Below are 20582 nucleotides of genomic sequence, written 5' to 3' on the forward strand. Positions count from 1 at the left end.
GTACCCACGCTCCACAAAATCCCTTCCCCATTTTCAATATTTAGCCACATATTGATCGCCTTCCAGCTAGTCTCTTCCTGTGAAGAATTCCAACCTCAAAGCCCAGCAGTAACCCACATGAGGCATCAGCCTCCAGGAATTCCAGTAATGCCCTAACAATCCGGTAGCAAGATCAGAGAGCCAGAACAGTCGAGGGCAGATCCGCCCCATCCCAATGCGGCGATTCAAAATCTGGAGTTCCACAAGGAAGTGAAAGGATAGCGATGAACACCCGCGCGAGTAGAGAACCCAGACCGCACGCTGCCCCTATAGCGGACAACGACTGTTTTGAGCAGCTCATGCACCTCGTAAGCATGAACGGTTATGCATTCACCAGAACCTTTCTTCCTAAATCATCGACCCAAGAAATCGCAATTCGCCTCGGCTCCATTCTTGATCCACAGAAAATTGCACCAGGCCATGGGATCGCAACCGTTCAGACGTTAAAGCCAAGAGAGTCAAGTGACCTCGACCTTCAAACCTACGGCGGAGTTTATGGCCGAAACGAGTTTCCTCTTCATTCCGACTACGCCCACTGGGGATCACCACCCCACTTCCTGATGCTGCGCTGCCTTGAGGGCACCCCCTCGGTGAGCACCTATCTACTGCCAGCCTCTGACATTCTTGAGCATGCAGATGGACTCGCAGAAAGAGCCGTCGTAGTGCCGCGCAGAGCCCAGCCTGGAAGGATGTTATGCCCCATGCCAGTTTGCTTCCGAGACGGGGGATATGCGGGACTGCGCTGGGACTATCTGTTTCTCAAACCACTGAATCAGGCTGCAATCAGAGTCGGCGAAAGCATCAAATCGATCCAAGACATCCGGCGTATCGATGTCTGTCTGGCCGATCCCGGAGATACGCTAATTATTGATAACTGGCGAATGCTACATGGACGATCTTCGGTTCCAAGCGCGACACACCGACGATTGGAGCGGATCTACGTTTCAAAACTTTGGGAGCAGTAATGAATACAAGCGTGGATAGCTCACCTTGGGCCAAAGACACTCTACTAAGCAAGGCTCAGCTGTACGCGGATCAGATGAGCACCTACTCACCTGATGACTGGCAGTTTGGGTTGTTTTCATCATTGGGATTGGAGTTTCTCGCTCGTGCAGCCCTCTCAAACATTTCACCGGTTCTCCTCGCGGATCAACAGAACTGGCGCAATTTGATGTACGCGATGGGGAAAGAGGCAACGAGCAAACAGTTCTCTGCCGTCTCGATCAGCACGAAAGAGGTCTTAGCCAGACTGACAGAGCTGCTTCCAACCTTCACTGCTGAGATTGCAGGCTTTTGCGCCAAGCATGTCGAGCGTAGAAACATCGAGCTGCACACTGGAGAAGCGGTATTTCTAACTGCCTCCAATTCTGAGTGGCTTCCTCGTTACTACCGAGCTTGCTCCGTGCTACTAGAGTCGATGGATAGACCGCTGAGCAGCCTCATGCCTGACGCCCAGAAAGCCAAGGAGATGATTGAGTCGCTGGAGGATGCATCCGCCAAAGCAGTGGATCAGGACATCAAAGCCCATGCGAAGGTTTGGGGCAACAAAAGTGACAAGGAGAGGCGGGTCTCTGAAGCCCAGGCAGACGCTTGGGCTACAAGGCAAGCCGGTCACCGCTGCCAATGTCCAGCTTGCAAGTCCGCAGCATTGCTACATGGCACCCCGATAGGGACGGTAGCAACAACAATTGGAGATGACGAGGTGACGCAGCGCCAAGGCATGCTTCCCTCCTCCTTCGAATGTGTTGCCTGCCTGCTCAAGATCTCCGGCTATTCGAAACTCTCCGCGTGCGGTCTCGGAAACGTCTTTACGGAGACGTCCAGATACTCAGCTGCAGAGTTCTTTGATCTCTATACCGAGGATGATCTTGAGGATGCGAAGCGCGAAGGCCACGATTACGAAAGGGACAACAACGAGTAGACCTGGTCGGCTGAAGTACTCAGCCCCAACAATGGACCACGGTCGGCGGTAATAACAGCCGACCGATCAGAATCCCTATCTCGCTAACCTTCGAAACTACGTCACTTCCCCGCACCAACACCCACGACAACGCACGAGGAAGCCCTAGCTAGACTTGCCAACTTCTAAAATGAATGTAAAATCGGGCTATATCTTATACACGAACCAGATAAGCCTGTCAATATATGCTTAAATCGTTTTTCCAAAATTCTTTCGCCACCGCCCAGAATCCCAGTTTAGCTGCCCGGAAGTCTCACTCACCCACTGCCGGCACCCTTTCACACCTTCGACTTGAGGCAGCGACCACTGCTGCCTACGCACGAAAGCCCTCACTGCTCACCAACTTGGAGACGGAGGCGCTGTCGACTGCGAAAACCCCATCCTTCAATGCGACCTTTGGTGGGACAGGTCAATGAAGAATGTACGCCTCATAAATCGGGGAATTCCACGCCTCTATGAGACCGACACCGGCAAACCTATAGACGCATTCAACGCCTATTCGGATCTACTGTTCAACAATCTGTATCACTCAAGCGGCGCGAGCACTCCCACGATCTACTGTCCCGATGTGGCCGAGTTCTTTGACTACGGGTACGAAACCGGAATCTTAGGTGCTAGGTGTCTCACCCCAGAGGCGGCACACGCGACTATGTGTCAGTACCGTAACTATCTGACTGAAGGTGCGCAGAGCAAAGACCTCGTCATCAGAAGAGCAGCCATCGCACTGAATCACCGACCTGTAAGTCCCGCGTTTGCGGCGCGCAAGATAGCAGCCGTCAACCATTTTCTACATAACAGTACGAGAGTGGCTCAAGACACTGCGGCACACCGGAGCATTCTTGCCGGAGAGAAACCTCTTCCATCCGTGATGCCGTCGGTGATCGAACCCAGGCGAAGGAACCGGGCAGAAAGAGAGCGCATCTTTGAGGAAACGCTTCAATTCGGCACACCCAGAACCGATTTCGCTTTTGCCCGAGGCGGCATCCCCGGCCCCAAGGTAAAGCGCATCAATGCGAAGCGGGACTTTCCGACCGGCCATATCTTGAACCTGCTACGCCACGCCCCCTCCGCATACTATCGCTGCCTCTGGGCACTACAAGCCGGGGGAGGCTTGCGGATTTCGGAAGCATTCTTGGTTCGCCGGGGCGACATTAACTCCGAGAATAAAACTATTAGAATTGAAGATCCGAATAATCGTCGCGACCCTTCAAAGAAAAAGGAAAAGAAAAAAGACGGCTCCAATATCGCCTACAAAGGGCGCGAGACAGCATCAGTCATTATGTTTGAGCCCTATAAAAGTATATTTTTCGAGGCGCTGTACGAATACGAAAAAGAGCGACCAACTTCGTCTAGCGATTTCCTGTTCGTGTCAGAAAAACGAGAATCGCATGGCGAATCAGTTATTCAATCAGCTCAATTTAATACCACAACCAAAACCTATAACACAGAACTCAGAAAAGCCCAAATAGCAGCGGGTATTGCAGGAGAAGGTGGAAAGTTTTTTACCTCTCATAGCCTTCGCCACTTCTATGGTAACTGGGCACGAAACTGCGTCTACATCCCTGGACGCAACCGCGTGGGCCTTGAACTTTCCGAGATTCAACTTCTAATGGGTCACAAAGACATCAAGTCAACTGAACGCTATGCCAAGCTGGACGAACTAAACGTGGCGGCTGAGATAGCGTCAGCTAATCAGCTTGTTCACGGCTGGAGCACATCCTATAGCGCTGATCTGGTTAGAGCACAAACCTACGCGCGACTTGCAGATGAACTCCTGGCGAGGGCAGCCTAATGATCAATACATCCGATTCGATCATCTGGACAAAAAAAGGGACTATCTGTCGAGCAATCGAGATTCTGAAAGACCTAGAATGCACCAGTGCTACAAATGCAAAATACAATGGGAAGCCCATAGAAGAAATCTTTAACCTTCAGACTCGCTCCCGAATAGCTCTGTGTATCTTAATTCGGAAGACAGATATCGAGCGATTCAGCAATGAGACATTTGACACTCTTTATAATATCACAACAACCCCAAAGACAGACAGGCGTCATCTGAAAGAACTCTACGAAAACGTGGTAGGAACCCCTCCTGCTTACCTAGAGGATGTTGAGGGCCTTCGCTCTCCGCTTCGGGCAATGTTTGCAATTTTGTGGTCGGAAGGCGCCCTCACCTTACCCTATACATTCAACCTAGACGGAGCCTGGCAAAAATTCCCGGAACTCAAAGAAATCAGCCACGGGTTCATTCATAATTTCACAAAGAACTCACCAACGCTATTCAAATACGCGCGCGCATTCCAGTATAGAACCACTTGGCATACGCTAGCAGACGTTTCATTTTCTGAACTATGGGAAGCCGCACCCAAAGTTATTGACATTCAAAAAGTGATAAGAGACTCTGGGCAACTTAAAAATCTGGATTTCGGCTACCTGTCTTTTATAAAGCTGATTTCAGAACACCATCCTGGAATTGTCTCTCCAGACCAGTATTTTCATTTGGAAAAATACCACCAACATCTTCAACAAAAGCCAAGGGCTTCAACCGCTCTGGAAAACCGCCAAAGCTTTGAAGCATTCAGGGATATGTGGGGAGTAGATTTGGAGTCATGGAAAAATATGACTCCCAAGCAGCGCGAGCACCTGCGCTATGAAAAGCGAACCCACCACTTACATGTCGCTTATCAGTTAGCGAATCAACAAGAGGCTACCGAAAAGCGGAAGGCCGTCATCATCGAGGCTCAGGAAAACTCTACGCCCGAGGAATTAGCTAAGGTTATAAAAAAAGCGGTTACTCGCACTTCAAAAGACTTCTCATGGTTGGCTAATGGCGCTTATATTGGACTAGAAAATGTCAACATAGACTATCTATCATCCCACTGGAAAGCTGCTATTGGCCTTCTGAGCGATCATCTTGACAAGAAGGGTATACATGGGCGAGCCAGAAACAATTATTACATCGAAGTGACATTACTGCTAGATTACATTTTTTGCTATCTGCCTCTCTGGAAGCAAAAGAACCAAAACAGCATAGTTGACTTACCTCGCTTACTCACCGATTTCCATCGTACAGTATTCTGGAGCGATGACTACGTAGATACTGAAAACACATACCCAGATTCCGAAGAATACGCCGCCAGCAACGACGAACTAAGCATCCTCAGAAAAAAGAACCTGCCACTCACGGCAATTCAATTTTATCTGCAATGCTATAGCCGGAAGACAGCCGCATCATTTGTATCAACCATCCATCTTCTATTTGACCTAGCGTGCGCAAAAGGCGTAGATCGCTATATCGATGATGAGGCGCTTAACGACGGAACTCTTGTCAACCCGGTATTTCCCAAGCTCGACTCGCCAGGGAGCGGCGGGCGGACGAAGACTGACAAAGTTATCCTTCCGCTAGCTTCAGTTCCAGTTGCAAAAGAGTACATGCTTGCAATCGACGACATAGGGACTACGATACGAGCGAAGATTCTGGCTGGCGAAGTGTCTGCCGAAATTCAAAATAAGATCAGATCAGGAGATTGGATTGATTTGGAAGAAGTTGGAATAGCTTATACTATCAAGCTAATCAACCCCAACACTCAAGCCATTGCTAAGGAGATACCGCTCCAAAGAATCGCAAATGCATACCACTGGCACCATGGTCATTACAACGGCAAATTGGCCTGGATACCATGGCTATCAGCAAACAGGATGCTCACTGTTGCGATGTATGGCGGCCTGCGTATGCAAAACTGCCAATGGCTCGATATAATATCATTCGATAAATATTATTCACCTGAAAAAACCGTACTCGGATATACCACTCTATTCGTCAATACAGATAAAAATGGGGACAGCAGGCCCGTCTCGTTACCAACAGAAGTTTTTGAGCGTTTACTGGAAGAGCGCCAATTTCAAAGTTCTTGGCGCCCTGTAACCCCGATTCACTACGAAAACAACCCTAAGGATCAAAAATATGGGGAAATTCATCCATTATTCAGAAGCCCATTTAATAAGAATGACTTGCCCTTTTCGGACAACGCATACTCTAGCAAGTGGATCAGAGTACTGAATGGAGTTGAGTCCGTATACAATTCGATTGTACCACACCATAAAAAACATAGCTTTACAACTGTCAACTCTAAAGGGTTAACGCTAGCAGTTCATACGCCGCACGCACTGCGTGCCACATGGATTACTTACATGGGGATTTATGGGCACCTTCCTCCGGCGATAATGGGAGAACAAGTGGCGCATGCCAATCCGAAATCGAGCATCTATTATACAGCCCCCACTCTTCAGCAAACGGAAGAGCATATTCGCGCAGCTGAAATCAAGGCTAGTCAAGCGAGTTGGGACTCGCTGTGGCATGAACAATCTGCACAAACACCGCAAAATGGTTTGAAAGCGGCATGGCAAGCCGATGCCGCGAGGGCCGCACAAAGCCATGGCTTAGTCAGCCTGAGCTCGCCTGTCGTTGAACTAGAGAATGCAGGACTAAAACTTATCAAGCTTCAAAATGTAACGGATATTGGATGGTACCAATTATGCGCTTGCATGGCCAATGGTAAATGCCCAAAAGAATTGTTGGCATTTACTACCTGCGCTAAGACCTGTGGAATGTGTCCACACGCCGTATTTGGTGTAAGCCACCTCCCTGCTATTAACGCGAAGATGCGCTTTCTCATCGATGAGTGCGAATCACTTCAAGAGCAGTTAACTGCAACTTCAACAGCTCAGCCTGCCTCACAGACCACACATGATCTTCACCATTTATTGACCGTATCGAAACTAGAGCTAGCAGGCCTTGAGCAGGTTCGGCAAATCCTAAATAAGCACATGGAAAGTGAAGAATATAGAACAAAGTACATTTCTCGACACGGGGATCTCCGTGACCGTTGTTTAGAATATGACAACCAGGATCCTGTTCAACGCTTTCTTGCGAACATCATTGATGGTCGCGAGTTCCCTGCTTTTACCGCTAAAAACTATCTTATTCGCCTGAAAAAAATTGCATCTCAGCCACACCTGTTGTCCATTGCTCTGGCAAAACCTGAAGAAAGGGAGATCATTGCAAATCAAATAATTTACATGCTCGACAACACAGGCATTACAATACCTGAGCTTGCTCAGCGCATGGAAGACCAAACACTTTTCAGAATTGGACACGCAGCATGAGCAAAGCAAATGCTCACCTCGAAAAACATCAAACCGACCAGCTTGATGCCACTCTAAGGCGGTTAGATGAGACTCTTTCCGAGTGGGTTTCGACCAAAAAAAAATTCAAGTCTCTTTCTAAGTTAGCTACAGAGCTAGCTAAAACTCTTGGATACGATAGGACGCTTTTCCTTGCTAAGCCCAACCCTAAAAAATCTCAGAACCATGGGATACATCGCGTATTAGTCGACAAATACGTAGGACGGCTAGTTCCCGGCAAACCTATAGTCCCCTATGAAGTACTGGAAGCTAACCTTAAGAAGACTCAGCGTCAGCTTGCCATGATTGAAGATGCCTATAAGGCTGGCTTGAGAAGGAAAAATACACTTCAGCCAGAAGCGGATTCAAACACCACTCAGTTCAATTTTTTCTATGAGTTCGAACAGACTTGTTTGGTTTTACAAAAGCTTTTGCGACACCCGAATACTGGCTTGGAGATAATTGACGGAGAACTATATGACACAGCACCTATCGTTGGTGACATCGTCCTCATCTGCAAAGCCGAGCGCTGCAAACCCTACCTCGACTGGCAGTCAGGTAAAGGGAACCTTGCTCGCAAACTTCTCAGCGCTGACAACCCAGAGTGACGACGCAGTCAAACTAAAAAAATGGGCGATTTCAGTGCTCTCTGAAGGCCATCCGCTAGTAATGCGCGCGGGCAACTTGCAATTGTCTTGGGTGGCGAGCGAAAGCGGCATCGACCGCCAGAAGTTTTACCCTGGTCGAGGGCCGAAAGACCTTCATGATCTGATAGCGGCGCTGTCGGAATACGCAAAGTCCTGCCCGCCCTCATCGACTTGCTCAAGTCGAAAACCAGGTAACGACGTATCTGCGCTTCGGGCGGCCTTGAAGGCACAACACCTAAAATCACGCGAGCTCAGAGCAGAGGTCAACCGGTTGAAGCTCATGCATGACCTGATTCACTCTGGAAAGCCCATGGTCTATTGATGAAGCAATACCTAGTGATAAGCGTCCTCCACCGACTTGATCGACGTACCGTCTTCTCCACAATCGACATCAGCAGAAATCGGCCAGAACGCATCGTCATAGACACGAATGAGATCGCCTCTCCGATCCTACCCGGTCTCGTCTTCGAAATTAAGCTCAGCTACCGATCTGGACGCCCCCAGCTTGCTTACTCCCGCCCTGTAGGTCATACGCCTGAGAGCATTCGTATGGCATTTGATCGGGGAATAATTGGGGCCCAGCTCCATCTACCACGAGCGATCAAAAAGCTCATCCATCAACGGGCCAATGCTATATCCGACTGGCTCAATCTCGCAGATATCTCCCACCTCACGGCTCCAATCAATGAGCCATACGCCACCCAAATATGGCTTGAGATTTCAAGCCAACGACAAGATCAGCAGATTCTGATGGAGCTGATTTCAGCTGGATTGAATCAACTGCAAGCTGAACGGTATCTGCAGTGCTATGGCGTTAACGCGTCCTCGCATTTGGCAGCCGTCCCCCAGACTGCATGGCCATTTGTGAACAACGGGATAGTTGCGGTGAAGGGGCAACAGGGGGATGTTGCTGAAAGCACCAATACCTCATTTGAGCTGCTGCTTTGGCTTCAAGACCAGGCGAATCGGGGTCACACTCTGTGTGCACGTAGTGAAATCCCGCCAGAGCTACGCCCTGCGTTGGACATCTGCGTGGAGAACCACTGGGTAAGGGCCGATGAAAAGAAGATTCAGTTGAGCTCGCACGCCGTACTGCAATCAAAGCTCAGGGAAAAGCTTGAAGGATTAACTGCCAATTTTTTTCCGACCTACAGCGACCCAGAGATAGAGTTTGCGTCTTCACGGCTTGCAGGGCTTTCAGGAAGGGTCACTATGGATTTTTATGCCCTCCTCCCCCTGCTGGTGAATCAACAAGTTGTGATGGTGAACTACGGCTCACTGACCGAGCTTGCACAGCTCATTGAAGAATACTCAGCTTTAGTCCAGACCCTTCACTGGAACCCTCCCCAAATTGCAACCTATTCAGAGCAGAGAACTCACGAATTGGCCAAATGGCTTCCTTATGAAGAGATCGTCCCTTTTTACCAGACAGCCCCTCATCGAGCCCGCCCTGGACAAAGCCGGATCGTGATCGACTTCGACCGATTTACACTTAGCGATCTAGTCGTTCTGCTTGAACAGGTGGGGAATGAAGATCAACTGATTCTCATCAGCCATCATGCGGCAGAACCCTGCGCCCTACGCCGTAGATTCCATTTGAGACAGCTACGAAGTTATTTCCATACCGTGGCTCTCGACTGCAGTGTACGAGCCCCAGAATTTCCTCCGGCAGCCAGTGATGCTGAAATCGATGAAGCGATTGGCCATGGGCATACGATCATCTCGGATGATATCGACGTTATTCAGCAGATCAACTCATGTCGCAAAGCTGCTGGCACTCTAAAATTGGTGACCACTGATGGCGGCTATTTCAAGCATCAACCAGTGCTGTTCCAGCCCAGAGGCGCTCGTCGCTTTGACTCTTTTATAGGTGTAATCATCTCAACGACAGACAAAGGCTTAATGGTCAACGTCGCCGGAGTGGTAAGGCAACTGACGAACGAGTTTGTCAGTGGGTGTAAGACATCGAAGGCATATGCAATCGGCGTCTTTGATGCGGTACGAATCGGTGTAAATCGCGGTGTGCTTCTCACATGTCACGACCATGGCCTAGCGGAATACTTGCGCGACTCTGGTACAGAGATAGTCCGACATTATGCTCTGCCAGCCCCACTCAGTAACGGCACAGTCTCTTCAGGTCAGCGGATTACGCCGCTGGTTGAGGGGCTAAACTAAAGACAGTTGACGGGCCTTAAACAGACGCTTTGGTGGCTAGACGGTGGCGGGGTCTAACGCAACAAGGTGCCCTGAACAATCGCTCACACGCTCATGAGTCATATGAACTCTGGGACTAGGGCCGAAATTGTTATAAAGGTGGACGACTGATGAAGCTATTAAGTGTTTGGCAGAGCCAAAACGCCCAAGCTTAAAGTTAGCAGCAAGTAACCCTCAAGATCTGCGGCTGCGCTTGAATGCGACCAGCGCCTCAAGCGCCTGAGCAACACTCCATCCCTCACGCTCCGTATCGATAACAAAATCCGCGTGAAACGCAGCAGGATCAGTCTCCGTAAAGTCTGGATAACCCACTTCGGCATGCTTTCGCGCGTTATCAATCACAGATTACAGCCCCTCACGCTCAGCCAGTGACACCGCCTTTTTTAGATTCAACGGTGTTACTCCAGTCAAAGGATAGGCGCAGATCATAAACCAGGCCGGCGGCAGCATAAGTGCCGAAGACGGTAAACCGAAAGCAAGGCGTCTTGCTTGCTCACAGCGTCGCGCAAAGCGAAACAGAACCTCTATCCGATCCCAAAATCAGTGTTTGAAAGCGAGGTTCTCAACCTGATCAACCACATCCTTGCGATCCTTCGCTTTCAAAAGATGAAAGCACTGCAGCAAATGCGCCGTCTCATCGTCCTCGCAATAAAAATACGGCACCGGCAGATTCATGACTGCAGCGATCTGCTTCACGATGCTTTCACCAGGCTGGTGAACGCCCTTTTCGTATTGAGACATCCGCGCAGAGGCCGTGGCCGGCTCAATGCCCGCCTCAATCCCCAAGCGCTCTTGTGAAAAGCCTCTTAGCTTGCGCGCCTCTTTCAAACGCTTGCCAAACGTACTCATTTTCTCTCGCCGCAAAAGGCTAAGAGATTCTTAGATTCGGTTTGACCGCATACTAAGTAATCCTTAGTATTTGGCAGAAATATCCTTTTGCCATCACTCAGCGACGCAAGGACAGGGACTCAAGATGAAGGAAATGCAGATCGTAGACGGCCGGCTCGACGAGAAATCGCGCGGCTTCGGCGGCGACATGGTGAGCTACCATTTTTGGAAAATTGACGGCAAAAAACTCGAACCGATCGAAATCCCAGATGTGCTGGATGCTCACGTCAAGGCGGGCGATCGTGTTCGAGTGACAGCACAACTGGATAAGGACAAGGTCTACAGAATCTGGGCAATGCAAGTGGCAGGAGAGCCTGTTCGCTCGGTGGTTACTATCCCCTTCATTGGCGTCTCTCTAGGGAGGCTCGGGATCCTGCCTCTGGCGGTCGCCATATTTACTATTTTTGTTGCCTACGGTTTCTGGACAAACAGCGCCAACCACCGAAGCTTTCACGGATCGTCCTACCAGCTAGCCTGGATCGCGCTGAATTTGTTCGTCAGCTATCGCTACATGGTTAAGCCAATATTGATCATCACGCGCGGCATCAAGGCGTTCCGTGAATATTGCGCCAAGACCCCTGCTTCCGCCTCTACAGCCAAATGAGATGAACCAGTCGCAATAGAGTGCCAGGAGTAAAAGTGAACAATGTCGAGCAGATCCAATACCAAGCCGAGCTTGTCTTTGGCAACAAAGCGAAAGCCGATCATTGGCTGAGCCAGCCGACAGCACAAACAGGTGATTGCTCGCGGTTGCAACTGGCTCACAATCAGATGGGATATAAAGTCGTGAAAGCAGAACTTGATAGGCTCAGTCATGGGTTCGCCTGTTAATGCCGCCTTTCGTCGAGGAACGACATGATCACCTTTGATCTCAACACAAACGACGCCGAGGCTTTGCTTCGGCATGCGCAAACATTCCAATCGGATTCGGGTGATGCTCGTGAAGATCGGCGAATGCGCGAGGCACTGCTCGATCTGAGAGACGCCCTTTTATTGCACTTGAAGGAGCAGGTAGATGACAACACCCACTCTTAGCCTGATCATCTGTAAAAACTGCCTTTGCAATGAAACCGTCAGCCAGAAGGCCGGGCGCCAATGACAGTGTCGGGTTCTTGCGCCGGGAATGATTGGGCGCTGACGCTTTAGAGTGTCTACGTGAAGGGCAGCATCTTGCAGGTAAAACGTCAGTACTGTTTTAAGCAGACCCGAAGAAAGTTGCTCTTGTGAACGGACATTATCCCCAGCTGTTGAAGGGGGTCATTCAGACGATTCCTGCAGAGCGATGGCCCAAGGATTTGCTTGAATGGAGACTGCAACTAGATCTGGCGGTGTGATGGTGAGGTACCGTCATTCTCTTTCAAGATGACGGGCATCTGAAGTGACTGCGTCCATGATGGATTGCAGTTCTTCAAGCAGTTCTGCGTAATGCCGCTTCAGGTAAGCGGAAATGGCTTCATCGCGAAGCAGGCGTGCCAGGTAGCCTTTTGCGACGACCAAGACCAGCATCGTTTCACCCAACGTGTCCTCAACTTGCTTGTAATCATGCTGCAGGTTTTCCATTTCACGCTCCATGCGAGCAATATCCACGGAGCTGACATCCGCCGCCTGTTTTTTCTTCTTCTCCACGAGCATCTCTGGGCGAGTCGCGGCCAACACCATCCGAGCATAATTTTGAGTAAAGCAGTTAGCCGAGATCATCATTTCCACAGTCTCGATTTGCCGAATGGGCTTCATCTGTCTAAGTGCGCGAAAAACGTCCTGAGCGACCATTCGAACCTTGAGCATCTCCACCACTTCAGGCGCGATGCCGTTGAGCAGGTTCTCTCTCTCATGGATTCGATCCACGTTGATCCCCAGCACTTGGGCAATGCGGGTGGCCTCAATTCCTTTCTTCAGGGCCGCAATAATCATCTTATGCTCTTGGATCGGTGTCAGCCGGTTGATCTGTCGGTTGTAGGTAAACCCCTCATCATCAGTAGAAATCAAGCACAGAGCTTCCGTACCACCTAATGTCTTCAGTGCCTCCAAGCGAAGATGCCCGTCCAAGAGCATATACATTGACACCCCACCACTCACCACTGGTTTGGGATGCACGGCCAAGGGCTCGATTATTCCTAGTTCCTTGATCGAACTGAGAATGCTGGCGTATTTTTTACTACCCTGAATGATTTTTTCGATCTTGCGAGTAGGGAGAATCCGTTCAATTGGAATGGCAATGATGCGCTGCTCGAAAGCCTGTTTTATCTCGGCCATTATTGAGTCTCCCCGAATACACGATCTGCCAATGGCTTAGGCATGTCCGAGATCTCCTCAGTGCGCAACAAAGTGACGAAGTACTCGTCTGATAGCAGCCGACGCATTGTCGTAACGATAATAAGCAGACGCTGCTCGCTGATATCCGCTTTTTTGATCATCACTCTTTGACGACGCACCTCCGCTTGATAAACGTTCAAAAGCTTTTGCGGAGTTGTCGGTTTATCACTGTGAGGCTGCTGCCCGTAACGCTTGCCCAACGCTTTACGCCTTTCAACCAGGCGTCGCACCTTCATAAGTTGCTCGCCCTTCAACACACCGGTCTCGTATGCCTCCATCATGGCATGCTGGACTTCTCCATCATCGGAGCGCGCAATTTCCGTCGCCATGGAGATTGAAACCCACCCCTTTTCTACGGCGGCGATCAACCGCTCCTCTCCTTGCCGCAGAAGCAGGAGAATTCCGTGTATGTAAGTCACATCCAGGCACGTTTTACTGGCAATCTGTTGAGGCGTATAGCCTCGATCAGAGAGGATTTGAATCGATAACAGCAGTTCTTTATTCGAGTGTTTGCGGCGGGCCAAATTCTCGACAAGACTGATGAGATAACGGTCAGTTTCGCTGGCACTCACTACGATGCACGGAATCTTTTTCTCCCCCAAAGCTTGGTAGGCTTCAAAGCGACCCTGCCCACAAACGATTTCAAATGTCTCTGCGCCAATGGCGGTAGGGGTAACAGTGATTGGACGTTTTAAACCCAATGCAGAGATATTCTCCACCAACTTTGCAAAAATCTGGCGGTTACGCATTCTAGGGTTGAGCACGCGAATATCATCCAACGGAATGAGCCGAATCAATGATTCTTCTGCGACATGCATCAACGCTTTACGATGGTTTTGAATTGCCGTCATGCCACCCTCCGATGAGCAGACCGCCGAGACAGCTGCGCAAGGATATCCAATGAGTCGAACCTATAGATTTCGAGATTGGACTGATTACTCTCGGCCAGACGCAATGAGGGGGCTTCCATTTCCACGGTCGGCAAGATGTAATAGTCCAGCGCGGCTTCTTCTTGCTCTTTCATACGCACGGCGACGGTGATGTCTGGATTCAGACCAACGTCGAATCGAATTTTCCAACGCTTATAGCCGGTGATCGATATTTGGCAGCGGCAGAGCACCAGCGATATAACTAATTCCTGGTTAACCAGCATAAGGTCTGTGTTGGGATCGATGATTACCTGCCCGCCCACCTCCGAGATTCTGTCTGTGGTTTTCCCCAGCAAGACCGGGTGCAAATGTCGAAGGCGCCTATTGGCTTCTATGTATTGATAGTCCCTTTCAGGCGTGTAACCGATCAATGAATAACACCGGAGCAAGCTCCCAAATCGGTGTTGATAGGCGCTACTGGACGGACACCCTTCTGACTCATCAATCACCAGTCCCGACAGATATCCCTTCTGTTCGTAGATAGCCTTGAGCACGCAAAGCATCTCATCATCAGGCATACGGTATGAGCGCGTCTGGATGACGGCTTGAGCGGCTTGAAAAAGGATCACACTGATAATTGGCCGGAAGACTCCGTTGGCCCTTATCCAATTTTCTGGACGATTGCGCTCACGCGTCTGCTTCAATTTGAAGGAGCTGTGGTTCCAAACGTTGTTTCCTATGTACTTTTCATTGATCAGTATCTGGTGAACGGTGCCGCGTGACCATGCTGAGCCCCGGTCGTTGACTACACCACTCGAATTGAGCCAGTCAGCGATTTCCCGTTCACTTCTACCCTCTTCTACAAACAGCTGGTAAACGCGTTGGACTATCGCGATTTCACTGGCAGGGCCAGGTATTAGAATGACCCGATCAGTTTGAATGCTTTTGTGCTCTCCAATACTCAGTTCATTTTTGGGCTGTCCACTTGCGTCCACCAATTGACGCCTAAGTCCAAATCCGGCGGGCCCACCCTGCCGAAAGCCCATTTCGATCAAACGTGATTGCCCGGCAAAGACCTTGACCGACAATTCTCGACTGTATTCTCCTGCCATCATGCGCTTGACGCTTTTGACGATATTCGACACTGGCGAGCCATCGTTGGTGAATTGCTCAGCGCAATATTGGACTGATACGCCAGCTTGGCGACATCTCACTTCATAACTTGCGCTGACATCAGGATCTTGGAATCGCCCCCACCGGCTTACGTCGTAGACCAACACCGTTGTGTATTGAGCAAGCCCGCTCTCCACGTCGGAAAATAACTGCTTGAGTGCATCCCGACCTTCCAGACGCAGGCCGCTTTTGCCGGCATCGGTATAAACCTTGGTGATCTCTAACCCATGCGTTACCGCGTATAGTCGGATGGTATCGAGCTGGTTTTCTGTTGAGTATTGCTGGTGCTCCGTGGACATGCGCACATACGCCGCAGCCAAGGCCATAGGCGAGTCAATGCCATCCGCACTCTCAATTAGCGTCCGCACGGGCGTTACCCTCGTCCTGATTTACGGCCGACCTGACTCGTCACATGCCGCGAACGGTCAACGCGTTTCTTCGAAATAGCCCTTAAGAAGGTAGAAGACCGAGGAGCGAAATATGTTCACTAAAACAGGCAATACTTTTCTGCCCCAAAAACAATATGCCGCTGAGATTGCCCTGGCCTTGCATAGAGAGCTTGGTGAAACTCATCAGGCGACAAAGACTTTGATGCGCTGGACGAATGCGGATGAGAGGACTGTGAAAAACTGGATGTCTGGGAGTAACGGCCCAAGGGGTGAACATTTGGTTGCCTTGGTTAAGCATTCCGATTTTGCTCTAGCAGCCTTCCTAAGCATGGCGAAAAGGCCTCACGCCCTGACTGCATCGCAGCTGCCTCAGCTTAGACAGAAACTCCAATCTGCAATAGATAGTATTGACTCGTGTGACTGCCGGGACGGACTTCCCTCACCTTAAGCAAATCACACCCTCTTTTTCATTTCCGACAATTCGATGTGATCGTAGCTGCACACCACGGCAAGACCAGGGTGAGTCAATCAACTGGGTATCCGGCACACCTGCACCTGGTACCCCATGGCAGTCAGCCTCTGTGAAAACTGTCGGAAGTTAACCTTAGAAAAAAATGGCATGTGCAAGACGTCATGGGGCTGCATGATGGCGAAAACAATGCGGTTACGTGGCTGGGTAGACGGATCAAAGACAAAGCGAAAGTCACCGTCCAGCGCAAGATGTGCATTCACCTGAACCGCAACGTCTGGAGAGTTAATCAACGCTTCGGCGGACACATAAGCTTGAGAAAACAGATGACTGAGTACGCTTGATGATGAGTACTTTTTCACATGGATGATGTGGTGATCTGGGGTAACCAAGTCACAGAATTCAAAGGGGCTTGAGGCCCCGTTCAGTCGCACCAGTTTCTGATCAAGCAGATGGAAATTGATGTTGTCTGCAATTCGCCTAAGGTAGGGCCCCTCAAGATCAGTGTGATAGGGAGGGAAATGCAGTTCGGATGGAGTAGCTGCTGCAAAATACCGATTGACCTGATCAGTGTACTCACGATCAATTTGGTACCAATCCCCTTCGCTTAATAGATACACCTTCTCCTGAAACCCAATTTCACCTTCAATGCATATGTATAAAGGCCAACACTCGCGTCGCTGTTCATCCCCACCGTAGAGGTAGATACGCTCCGAATGCAGCGACTGTAGCGTTACAGCGCCTAAAATGTGTTTGGAAACGAGTGCTTGTCGAAGATCCAAGTCAAAGCTTAGCGCGGGCCCATTTTTGGAGCGCGCTCCATGTCGAACGTAGCCGAAACCGCTAACGTCATCTGTTAAAAGCATGGGCGCAGCGGCACGAACCCGATCGAAATCCTCTGCGTTAATGGCATCAACCAACAACCCATCAAGCTGAGATGTAAGGGCTGCGTCTCGTACCGGAACTATATAGTCCATCCAGGGATATTTTTCCTTGCAGCGCTCGTCCTCATAGGCAACCAGTAATCTTGAGGCAATGTCCGGAAATTGTTCCAGTCTGACATCCGAATGCAAGGCCAACGAATCCGAACCGCTCACGTATTCGCTTTCATCGTTCTCACCTTCAATGACTCCCGTGAGCGACTTTAAAATTTCCGAGTCAAATTTGAAGTCGAACTCCGATATCGTCATATGTTTCGAAGATTGGGCTTTCGAGCGCAGAGGTGTCCGATCAATATTTGACTTCTCCACAGACTTTATTAACAGCGGATCTGTAAGACTTAGTGCGGTGCGAAGGCCGAAATAGCGCTCAATCCCGGCACCGTCGATAAGGTGCCGCGCATGCCCAAATGTGAAACAAAAAATGCGATCACGTACAGCCATCACCATCAGCGCCTTGAGCGACCGACCGTGGAGGTCTAGCTCCGCAACTTGTTCAATATCATTGAAAAGCTGCGTCCACTTGGGATGGGATGCGTTTGTTTGGTGATAGAAAAGGCACTCCACTCCGGGTAGTGAGAATGGAATGGGGTCTAGTCTAACTTCATCAGAGAGCGCGTCGCGAAGGCTACGACCTGCCTTAAGGAGAAAGACATTAATGGTTAGCTTCATACGCCCTCCTTGACCTTTCGCCTCAAACTCAACCTATCGTCCAGATGCCGCAGGTTAAGTCCGTATATGCTAGGTTTTGAATGTATAGCCGTCTTCTATAACAACTGCACGCAGTTTAGTCACATATATTTCAAAAGGCTCAATTTGCGCGTCATTGAATCACCGTGATGGAGAAAAACATTGAGGATGAACCTTGCCATTGTCACCCGAGAAGACAACAAAGGGATGCGCTGGCGAGTGTGCGCCTGATCTCACTTTTTCAAGGTTCTCGCCGGTTTAAGAAAAAATGAAAAACCAAGTAATCATCCAAGATGCGAAGGTAGATGACCAAGCGGATTCGATGCGAGTGAAACGCTTGGCATACAAGGTACGCCAATGAAGATCCGGCTAGGTTGAACCTCCATCGCTTCGGAGGACTCCCAAACCTAAATCCAGGAGAAACGTATGACCCAGACAGCTTTGGTCGTGGGCGCCAGCGGCATCGTCGGCAGCGCCATCACACAGTTACTAATAGACAACGAGTGGCAGGTCGCCGCACTGTCGAGGCACCCGTCGCAAGTGCAAGGCGTGATCTCTGTCGCGGCAGACCTTCAGGATCCAGCTTCGCTGGAACAGGCGCTGGCGGATTTGAAACCCACTCACGTGTTCATTACCACATGGTCACGGCAAGCAACGGAGGCCGAGAACATTCGCGTTAATGCCGCCATGGTACGTAACGTGCTCGCCGCCATTCGCCCAGCCAAGAGCGTTGTGCATGTAGCGTTGGTCACTGGCCTGAAACACTACCTCGGCCCATTCGAAGCCTATGGTAAAGGCAGCCTTCCGCAAACACCGTTCCGCGAAGAGCAGGGTCGCCTGGATGTCGAGAATTTCTATTACGCCCAAGAGGACGAACTCTTCGCCGCAGCTGAAAAGGACGGCTTCAGTTGGAGCGTTCATCGCCCGCACACCGTCACCGGTGTCGCCGTAGGCAACGCGATGAACATGGCAACCACCCTCGCCGTCTATGCCTCGATTTGCAAACAAACCAATCGCCCTTTTGTGTTTCCCGGATCAAGAGTGCAGTGGGACAGCCTTACCGATATGACGGATGCCCGTCAGTTGGCGAGACAACAACTGTGGGCGGCCACCACGCCGGCTGCAGCCAACCAAGCATTCAATGTCACTAATGGCGATGTATTTCGTTGGAAGTGGATGTGGAGCCGAATTGCCGAATACTTCGACTTGCCTGCCGCCGATTATCCCGCTTCACTCTCCCCACTTGAGAAGCAGATGTCTGACGACCAAACCGTGTGGAGGCAAATGGTTGCGGAACACGGTTTGAAAGAGTCGGATATCGGGCGCTTGATATCCCCATGGCACACCGATGCAGATCTCGGTCGCCCCATCGAAGTGGTGACGGATATGTCGAAAAGTCGCACCATGGGCTTCACTGCCTACCAGGCGAGCGATCAGGCATTTTTCGACGTGTTCAACAAACTACGCGAGATGCGCTTGATACCCTAGGTCGTGCCGCAACGGATAATGGCCAAGTAAGAGGTCGTTGAATGCCGACGCCAGCTAAAGTGAGCGGACAATCGTACTGACTTTAAATCGATAGCACTTTTCATTCTCGCCTACCTCCAATGACATGTGCGTTTCTCCTGACAACCTGGAGGTCTCCATGTCGATACGCAAGATCGTTCTGCTTTCCTGTCTGGGTGTGGCACTCGCTGGGTGCGCTGGCTCGCGCCAAGAGCCCCCTCCCTCCACCATGCAAGTCGACCTGCAAAAATACCAGGGCACCTGGTACGAGCAGGCCAGGTTGCCTATGTTCTTCCAGCGCAATTGCCAGCAGTCAGAAGCGCATTACCGTCTGCGTGATGATGGCCGCATTGACGTCACCAATCGTTGCAAGGAACAGGATGGCGAATGGAAAGAGGTACGCGGAATTGCCGAATCGCAGCAGCCAGGCAGGTGACTCAATGATGGTACTGCCATGGATGACTATCTAGACGTCTTCGCTCAATGACCCATGATCGTTTTCTGGGTGTCTCGACGAGCCGTAAACACTATGAGCAACCATCGCACGCGTAATGTAAAAATCCGTCCCCCCCACTGGGGCAACTTAATAAAGCGCACTGCGTGCCGCATCAGCACTTGTAAGACGTGAGATAAGCCAAGCGGCCAGATAGCGCTTCTGAGTCATTACTGAGTGTCCGCTTTGGCTCGCTTCTACGTCTCGCGACCGGCATCGATCGGCCAATGACAGCCGTTCGGGATCGACAGCAATCCGTACGCTTCACTCCTTCGCTTACGACCCGTAGCGGGCACGTGGACGGGTTACTCACGACGCCTTTTAAGCTTGTTTACGCTCTAGTGACGCAAAGGTGGTACCAAACACATTGACGTCCTAGTCAGTGTCGATGGAACACAGGAGCTGATAATTACGAGTTGACGTTTAAAAGACTCAGCAAAAGCCATTGCGGATTGATGCGCGATAATGGCAATCTGCCGGCAACGAGAACAGCGCTATCTGGATAATCCATAACAAGGATAGAGTATGACTACCGGATTTTTGATTAGAAATTTCGAAACGTATCAAGCCATCAATTATATAAAACTCTCGAATGGAAAACACTTTAGTGCACTATCTGGGGAAAATGGTGCTGGTAAAAGCTCTGAGCTTGAAGCCTTGAATAGTTTCTTAAACGGCGCTGAGAGCCGAAGGATTGGATATATCACCTAGTGTGGTAGAGCTAAGAATGCCTTTCGCGATCATTAGCGCCTATTCTCAAGCCACAAAGTCGTCACCACGCTTAAATTGTAAAGTTATAAAACTAAATAC

Annotated in this window: 17 protein-coding genes and 1 pseudogene; 13 read left to right on the top strand and 5 right to left on the bottom strand. The window is 50.2% G+C overall.

What is annotated here, in order from left to right:
- Positions 1–263 precede the first annotated feature (263 nt).
- From H8F23_RS06125 to H8F23_RS06150, 6 genes are all read left to right on the top strand, one after another.
- Positions 264–1004, top strand: coding sequence for a Fe(II)-2OG oxygenase family protein (locus H8F23_RS06125; RefSeq protein WP_194933748.1), 741 nt, complete (start codon positions 264–266; stop codon positions 1002–1004).
- Positions 1004–1960: a Rossmann-fold NAD(P)-binding domain-containing protein gene (locus tag H8F23_RS06130; protein WP_194933749.1), complete on the top strand. Its 957-nt coding sequence runs from the start codon at positions 1004–1006 to the stop codon at positions 1958–1960. The genes H8F23_RS06125 and H8F23_RS06130 overlap by 1 nt, the downstream gene beginning before the upstream one ends.
- Before the next feature lie 451 nt (positions 1961–2411).
- Positions 2412–3791, top strand: coding sequence for a tyrosine-type recombinase/integrase (locus H8F23_RS06135; RefSeq protein ID WP_194933750.1), 1380 nt, complete (start codon positions 2412–2414; stop codon positions 3789–3791).
- Positions 3791–7165: a hypothetical protein gene (locus H8F23_RS06140; protein ID WP_194933751.1), complete on the top strand. Its 3375-nt coding sequence runs from the start codon at positions 3791–3793 to the stop codon at positions 7163–7165. The genes H8F23_RS06135 and H8F23_RS06140 overlap by 1 nt, the downstream gene beginning before the upstream one ends.
- Positions 7162–7791, top strand: a complete 630-nt coding sequence (locus H8F23_RS06145) for a hypothetical protein (RefSeq protein ID WP_194933752.1) — start codon at positions 7162–7164, stop codon at positions 7789–7791. The genes H8F23_RS06140 and H8F23_RS06145 overlap by 4 nt, the downstream gene beginning before the upstream one ends.
- A gap of 360 nt (positions 7792–8151) precedes the next feature.
- Positions 8152–10005 (top strand): hypothetical protein, encoded by a 1854-nt coding sequence (locus H8F23_RS06150; protein WP_194933753.1) that lies wholly within the window; start codon positions 8152–8154, stop codon positions 10003–10005.
- Positions 10006–10584: 579 nt separating this feature from the next.
- On the opposite strand, the gene H8F23_RS06155 is transcribed toward H8F23_RS06150, so the two are convergent.
- Positions 10585–10893, bottom strand: a complete 309-nt coding sequence (locus H8F23_RS06155; RefSeq protein ID WP_194933754.1) for a helix-turn-helix domain-containing protein — start codon at positions 10891–10893, stop codon at positions 10585–10587.
- A gap of 124 nt (positions 10894–11017) precedes the next feature.
- On the opposite strand from H8F23_RS06155, the gene H8F23_RS06160 reads away from it, so the two are divergent.
- Genes H8F23_RS06160 through H8F23_RS06170 form a run of 3 tightly spaced genes read left to right on the top strand, consistent with a single transcriptional unit; the run spans position 11018 to position 11967 of the window.
- Complete coding sequence (locus H8F23_RS06160) at positions 11018–11536, top strand: hypothetical protein (protein WP_194933755.1); 519 nt, start codon at positions 11018–11020, stop codon at positions 11534–11536.
- A 35-nt stretch (positions 11537–11571) separates the two neighbouring features.
- Entirely contained in the window at positions 11572–11763 is a 192-nt protein-coding gene (locus H8F23_RS28815; RefSeq protein ID WP_194933756.1) for an antitoxin Xre/MbcA/ParS toxin-binding domain-containing protein, read from the top strand.
- Between the two features lie 24 nt (positions 11764–11787).
- Positions 11788–11967, top strand: a complete 180-nt coding sequence (locus H8F23_RS06170; RefSeq protein ID WP_194933757.1) for a hypothetical protein — start codon at positions 11788–11790, stop codon at positions 11965–11967.
- 312 nt (positions 11968–12279) lie between these two features.
- On the opposite strand, the gene H8F23_RS06175 is transcribed toward H8F23_RS06170, so the two are convergent.
- The 3 genes from H8F23_RS06175 to H8F23_RS06185 are packed head-to-tail and all read right to left on the bottom strand — an operon-like array spanning position 12280 to position 15613.
- Entirely contained in the window at positions 12280–13185 is a 906-nt protein-coding gene (locus H8F23_RS06175; protein ID WP_095048479.1) for a plasmid partitioning protein RepB C-terminal domain-containing protein, read from the bottom strand.
- Entirely contained in the window at positions 13185–14063 is an 879-nt protein-coding gene (locus H8F23_RS06180) for a ParB/RepB/Spo0J family partition protein (RefSeq protein ID WP_095048645.1), read from the bottom strand. Before H8F23_RS06180 ends, H8F23_RS06175 begins: the two co-directional genes overlap by 1 nt.
- A 29-nt stretch (positions 14064–14092) precedes the next feature.
- On the bottom strand, positions 14093–15613 hold the full coding sequence (locus H8F23_RS06185; RefSeq protein ID WP_095048480.1) for a recombinase family protein: 1521 nt from the start codon (positions 15611–15613) through the stop codon (positions 14093–14095).
- A gap of 154 nt (positions 15614–15767) precedes the next feature.
- Here H8F23_RS06185 and H8F23_RS06190 point away from each other — a divergent pair, with 154 nt between their 5' ends.
- On the top strand, positions 15768–16124 hold the full coding sequence (locus H8F23_RS06190; protein WP_095048481.1) for a hypothetical protein: 357 nt from the start codon (positions 15768–15770) through the stop codon (positions 16122–16124).
- Between the two features lie 80 nt (positions 16125–16204).
- Here the strand turns inward: H8F23_RS06190 and H8F23_RS06195 are convergent, their stop codons facing one another.
- Entirely contained in the window at positions 16205–17755 is a 1551-nt protein-coding gene (locus tag H8F23_RS06195; RefSeq protein WP_095181755.1) for a TIGR04141 family sporadically distributed protein, read from the bottom strand.
- 444 nt (positions 17756–18199) lie between these two features.
- Here H8F23_RS06195 and H8F23_RS06200 point away from each other — a divergent pair, with 444 nt between their 5' ends.
- The 3 genes and pseudogenes from H8F23_RS06200 (at position 18200) to H8F23_RS29245 (ending at position 20483) form a co-directional block, all read left to right on the top strand.
- The gene (locus H8F23_RS06200) at positions 18200–19261 is read left to right on the top strand and encodes an SDR family oxidoreductase (RefSeq protein ID WP_194933758.1); all 1062 of its coding nucleotides are present in this window, start codon (positions 18200–18202) and stop codon (positions 19259–19261) included.
- Between the two features lie 157 nt (positions 19262–19418).
- A pseudogene (locus H8F23_RS06205) lies at positions 19419–19712 on the top strand (lipocalin family protein); the annotation flags it as partial.
- A 585-nt stretch (positions 19713–20297) separates the two neighbouring features.
- Complete coding sequence (locus H8F23_RS29245) at positions 20298–20483, top strand: AAA family ATPase (protein ID WP_194933759.1); 186 nt, start codon at positions 20298–20300, stop codon at positions 20481–20483.
- Positions 20484–20582 lie beyond the last annotated feature (99 nt).

The sequence above is a fragment of the Pseudomonas neuropathica genome (genome assembly GCF_015461835.1).
In the GTDB taxonomy this organism is placed as follows: domain Bacteria; phylum Pseudomonadota; class Gammaproteobacteria; order Pseudomonadales; family Pseudomonadaceae; genus Aquipseudomonas; species Aquipseudomonas neuropathica.

Coding starts and splice junctions, on each gene's coding strand:
- H8F23_RS06125 (WP_194933748.1), top strand. CDS start 264: ATGAACACCCGCGCGAGTAGAGAACCCAGACCGCACGCTGCCCCTATA.
- H8F23_RS06130 (WP_194933749.1), top strand. CDS start 1,004: ATGAATACAAGCGTGGATAGCTCACCTTGGGCCAAAGACACTCTACTA.
- H8F23_RS06135 (WP_194933750.1), top strand. CDS start 2,412: ATGAAGAATGTACGCCTCATAAATCGGGGAATTCCACGCCTCTATGAG.
- H8F23_RS06140 (WP_194933751.1), top strand. CDS start 3,791: ATGATCAATACATCCGATTCGATCATCTGGACAAAAAAAGGGACTATC.
- H8F23_RS06145 (WP_194933752.1), top strand. CDS start 7,162: ATGAGCAAAGCAAATGCTCACCTCGAAAAACATCAAACCGACCAGCTT.
- H8F23_RS06150 (WP_194933753.1), top strand. CDS start 8,152: ATGAAGCAATACCTAGTGATAAGCGTCCTCCACCGACTTGATCGACGT.
- H8F23_RS06155 (WP_194933754.1), bottom strand. CDS start 10,893: ATGAGTACGTTTGGCAAGCGTTTGAAAGAGGCGCGCAAGCTAAGAGGC.
- H8F23_RS06160 (WP_194933755.1), top strand. CDS start 11,018: ATGAAGGAAATGCAGATCGTAGACGGCCGGCTCGACGAGAAATCGCGC.
- H8F23_RS06170 (WP_194933757.1), top strand. CDS start 11,788: ATGATCACCTTTGATCTCAACACAAACGACGCCGAGGCTTTGCTTCGG.
- H8F23_RS06175 (WP_095048479.1), bottom strand. CDS start 13,185: ATGGCCGAGATAAAACAGGCTTTCGAGCAGCGCATCATTGCCATTCCA.
- H8F23_RS06180 (WP_095048645.1), bottom strand. CDS start 14,063: ATGCATGTCGCAGAAGAATCATTGATTCGGCTCATTCCGTTGGATGAT.
- H8F23_RS06185 (WP_095048480.1), bottom strand. CDS start 15,613: ATGGCCTTGGCTGCGGCGTATGTGCGCATGTCCACGGAGCACCAGCAA.
- H8F23_RS06190 (WP_095048481.1), top strand. CDS start 15,768: ATGTTCACTAAAACAGGCAATACTTTTCTGCCCCAAAAACAATATGCC.
- H8F23_RS06195 (WP_095181755.1), bottom strand. CDS start 17,755: ATGAAGCTAACCATTAATGTCTTTCTCCTTAAGGCAGGTCGTAGCCTT.
- H8F23_RS06200 (WP_194933758.1), top strand. CDS start 18,200: ATGACCCAGACAGCTTTGGTCGTGGGCGCCAGCGGCATCGTCGGCAGC.
- H8F23_RS29245 (WP_194933759.1), top strand. CDS start 20,298: ATGACTACCGGATTTTTGATTAGAAATTTCGAAACGTATCAAGCCATC.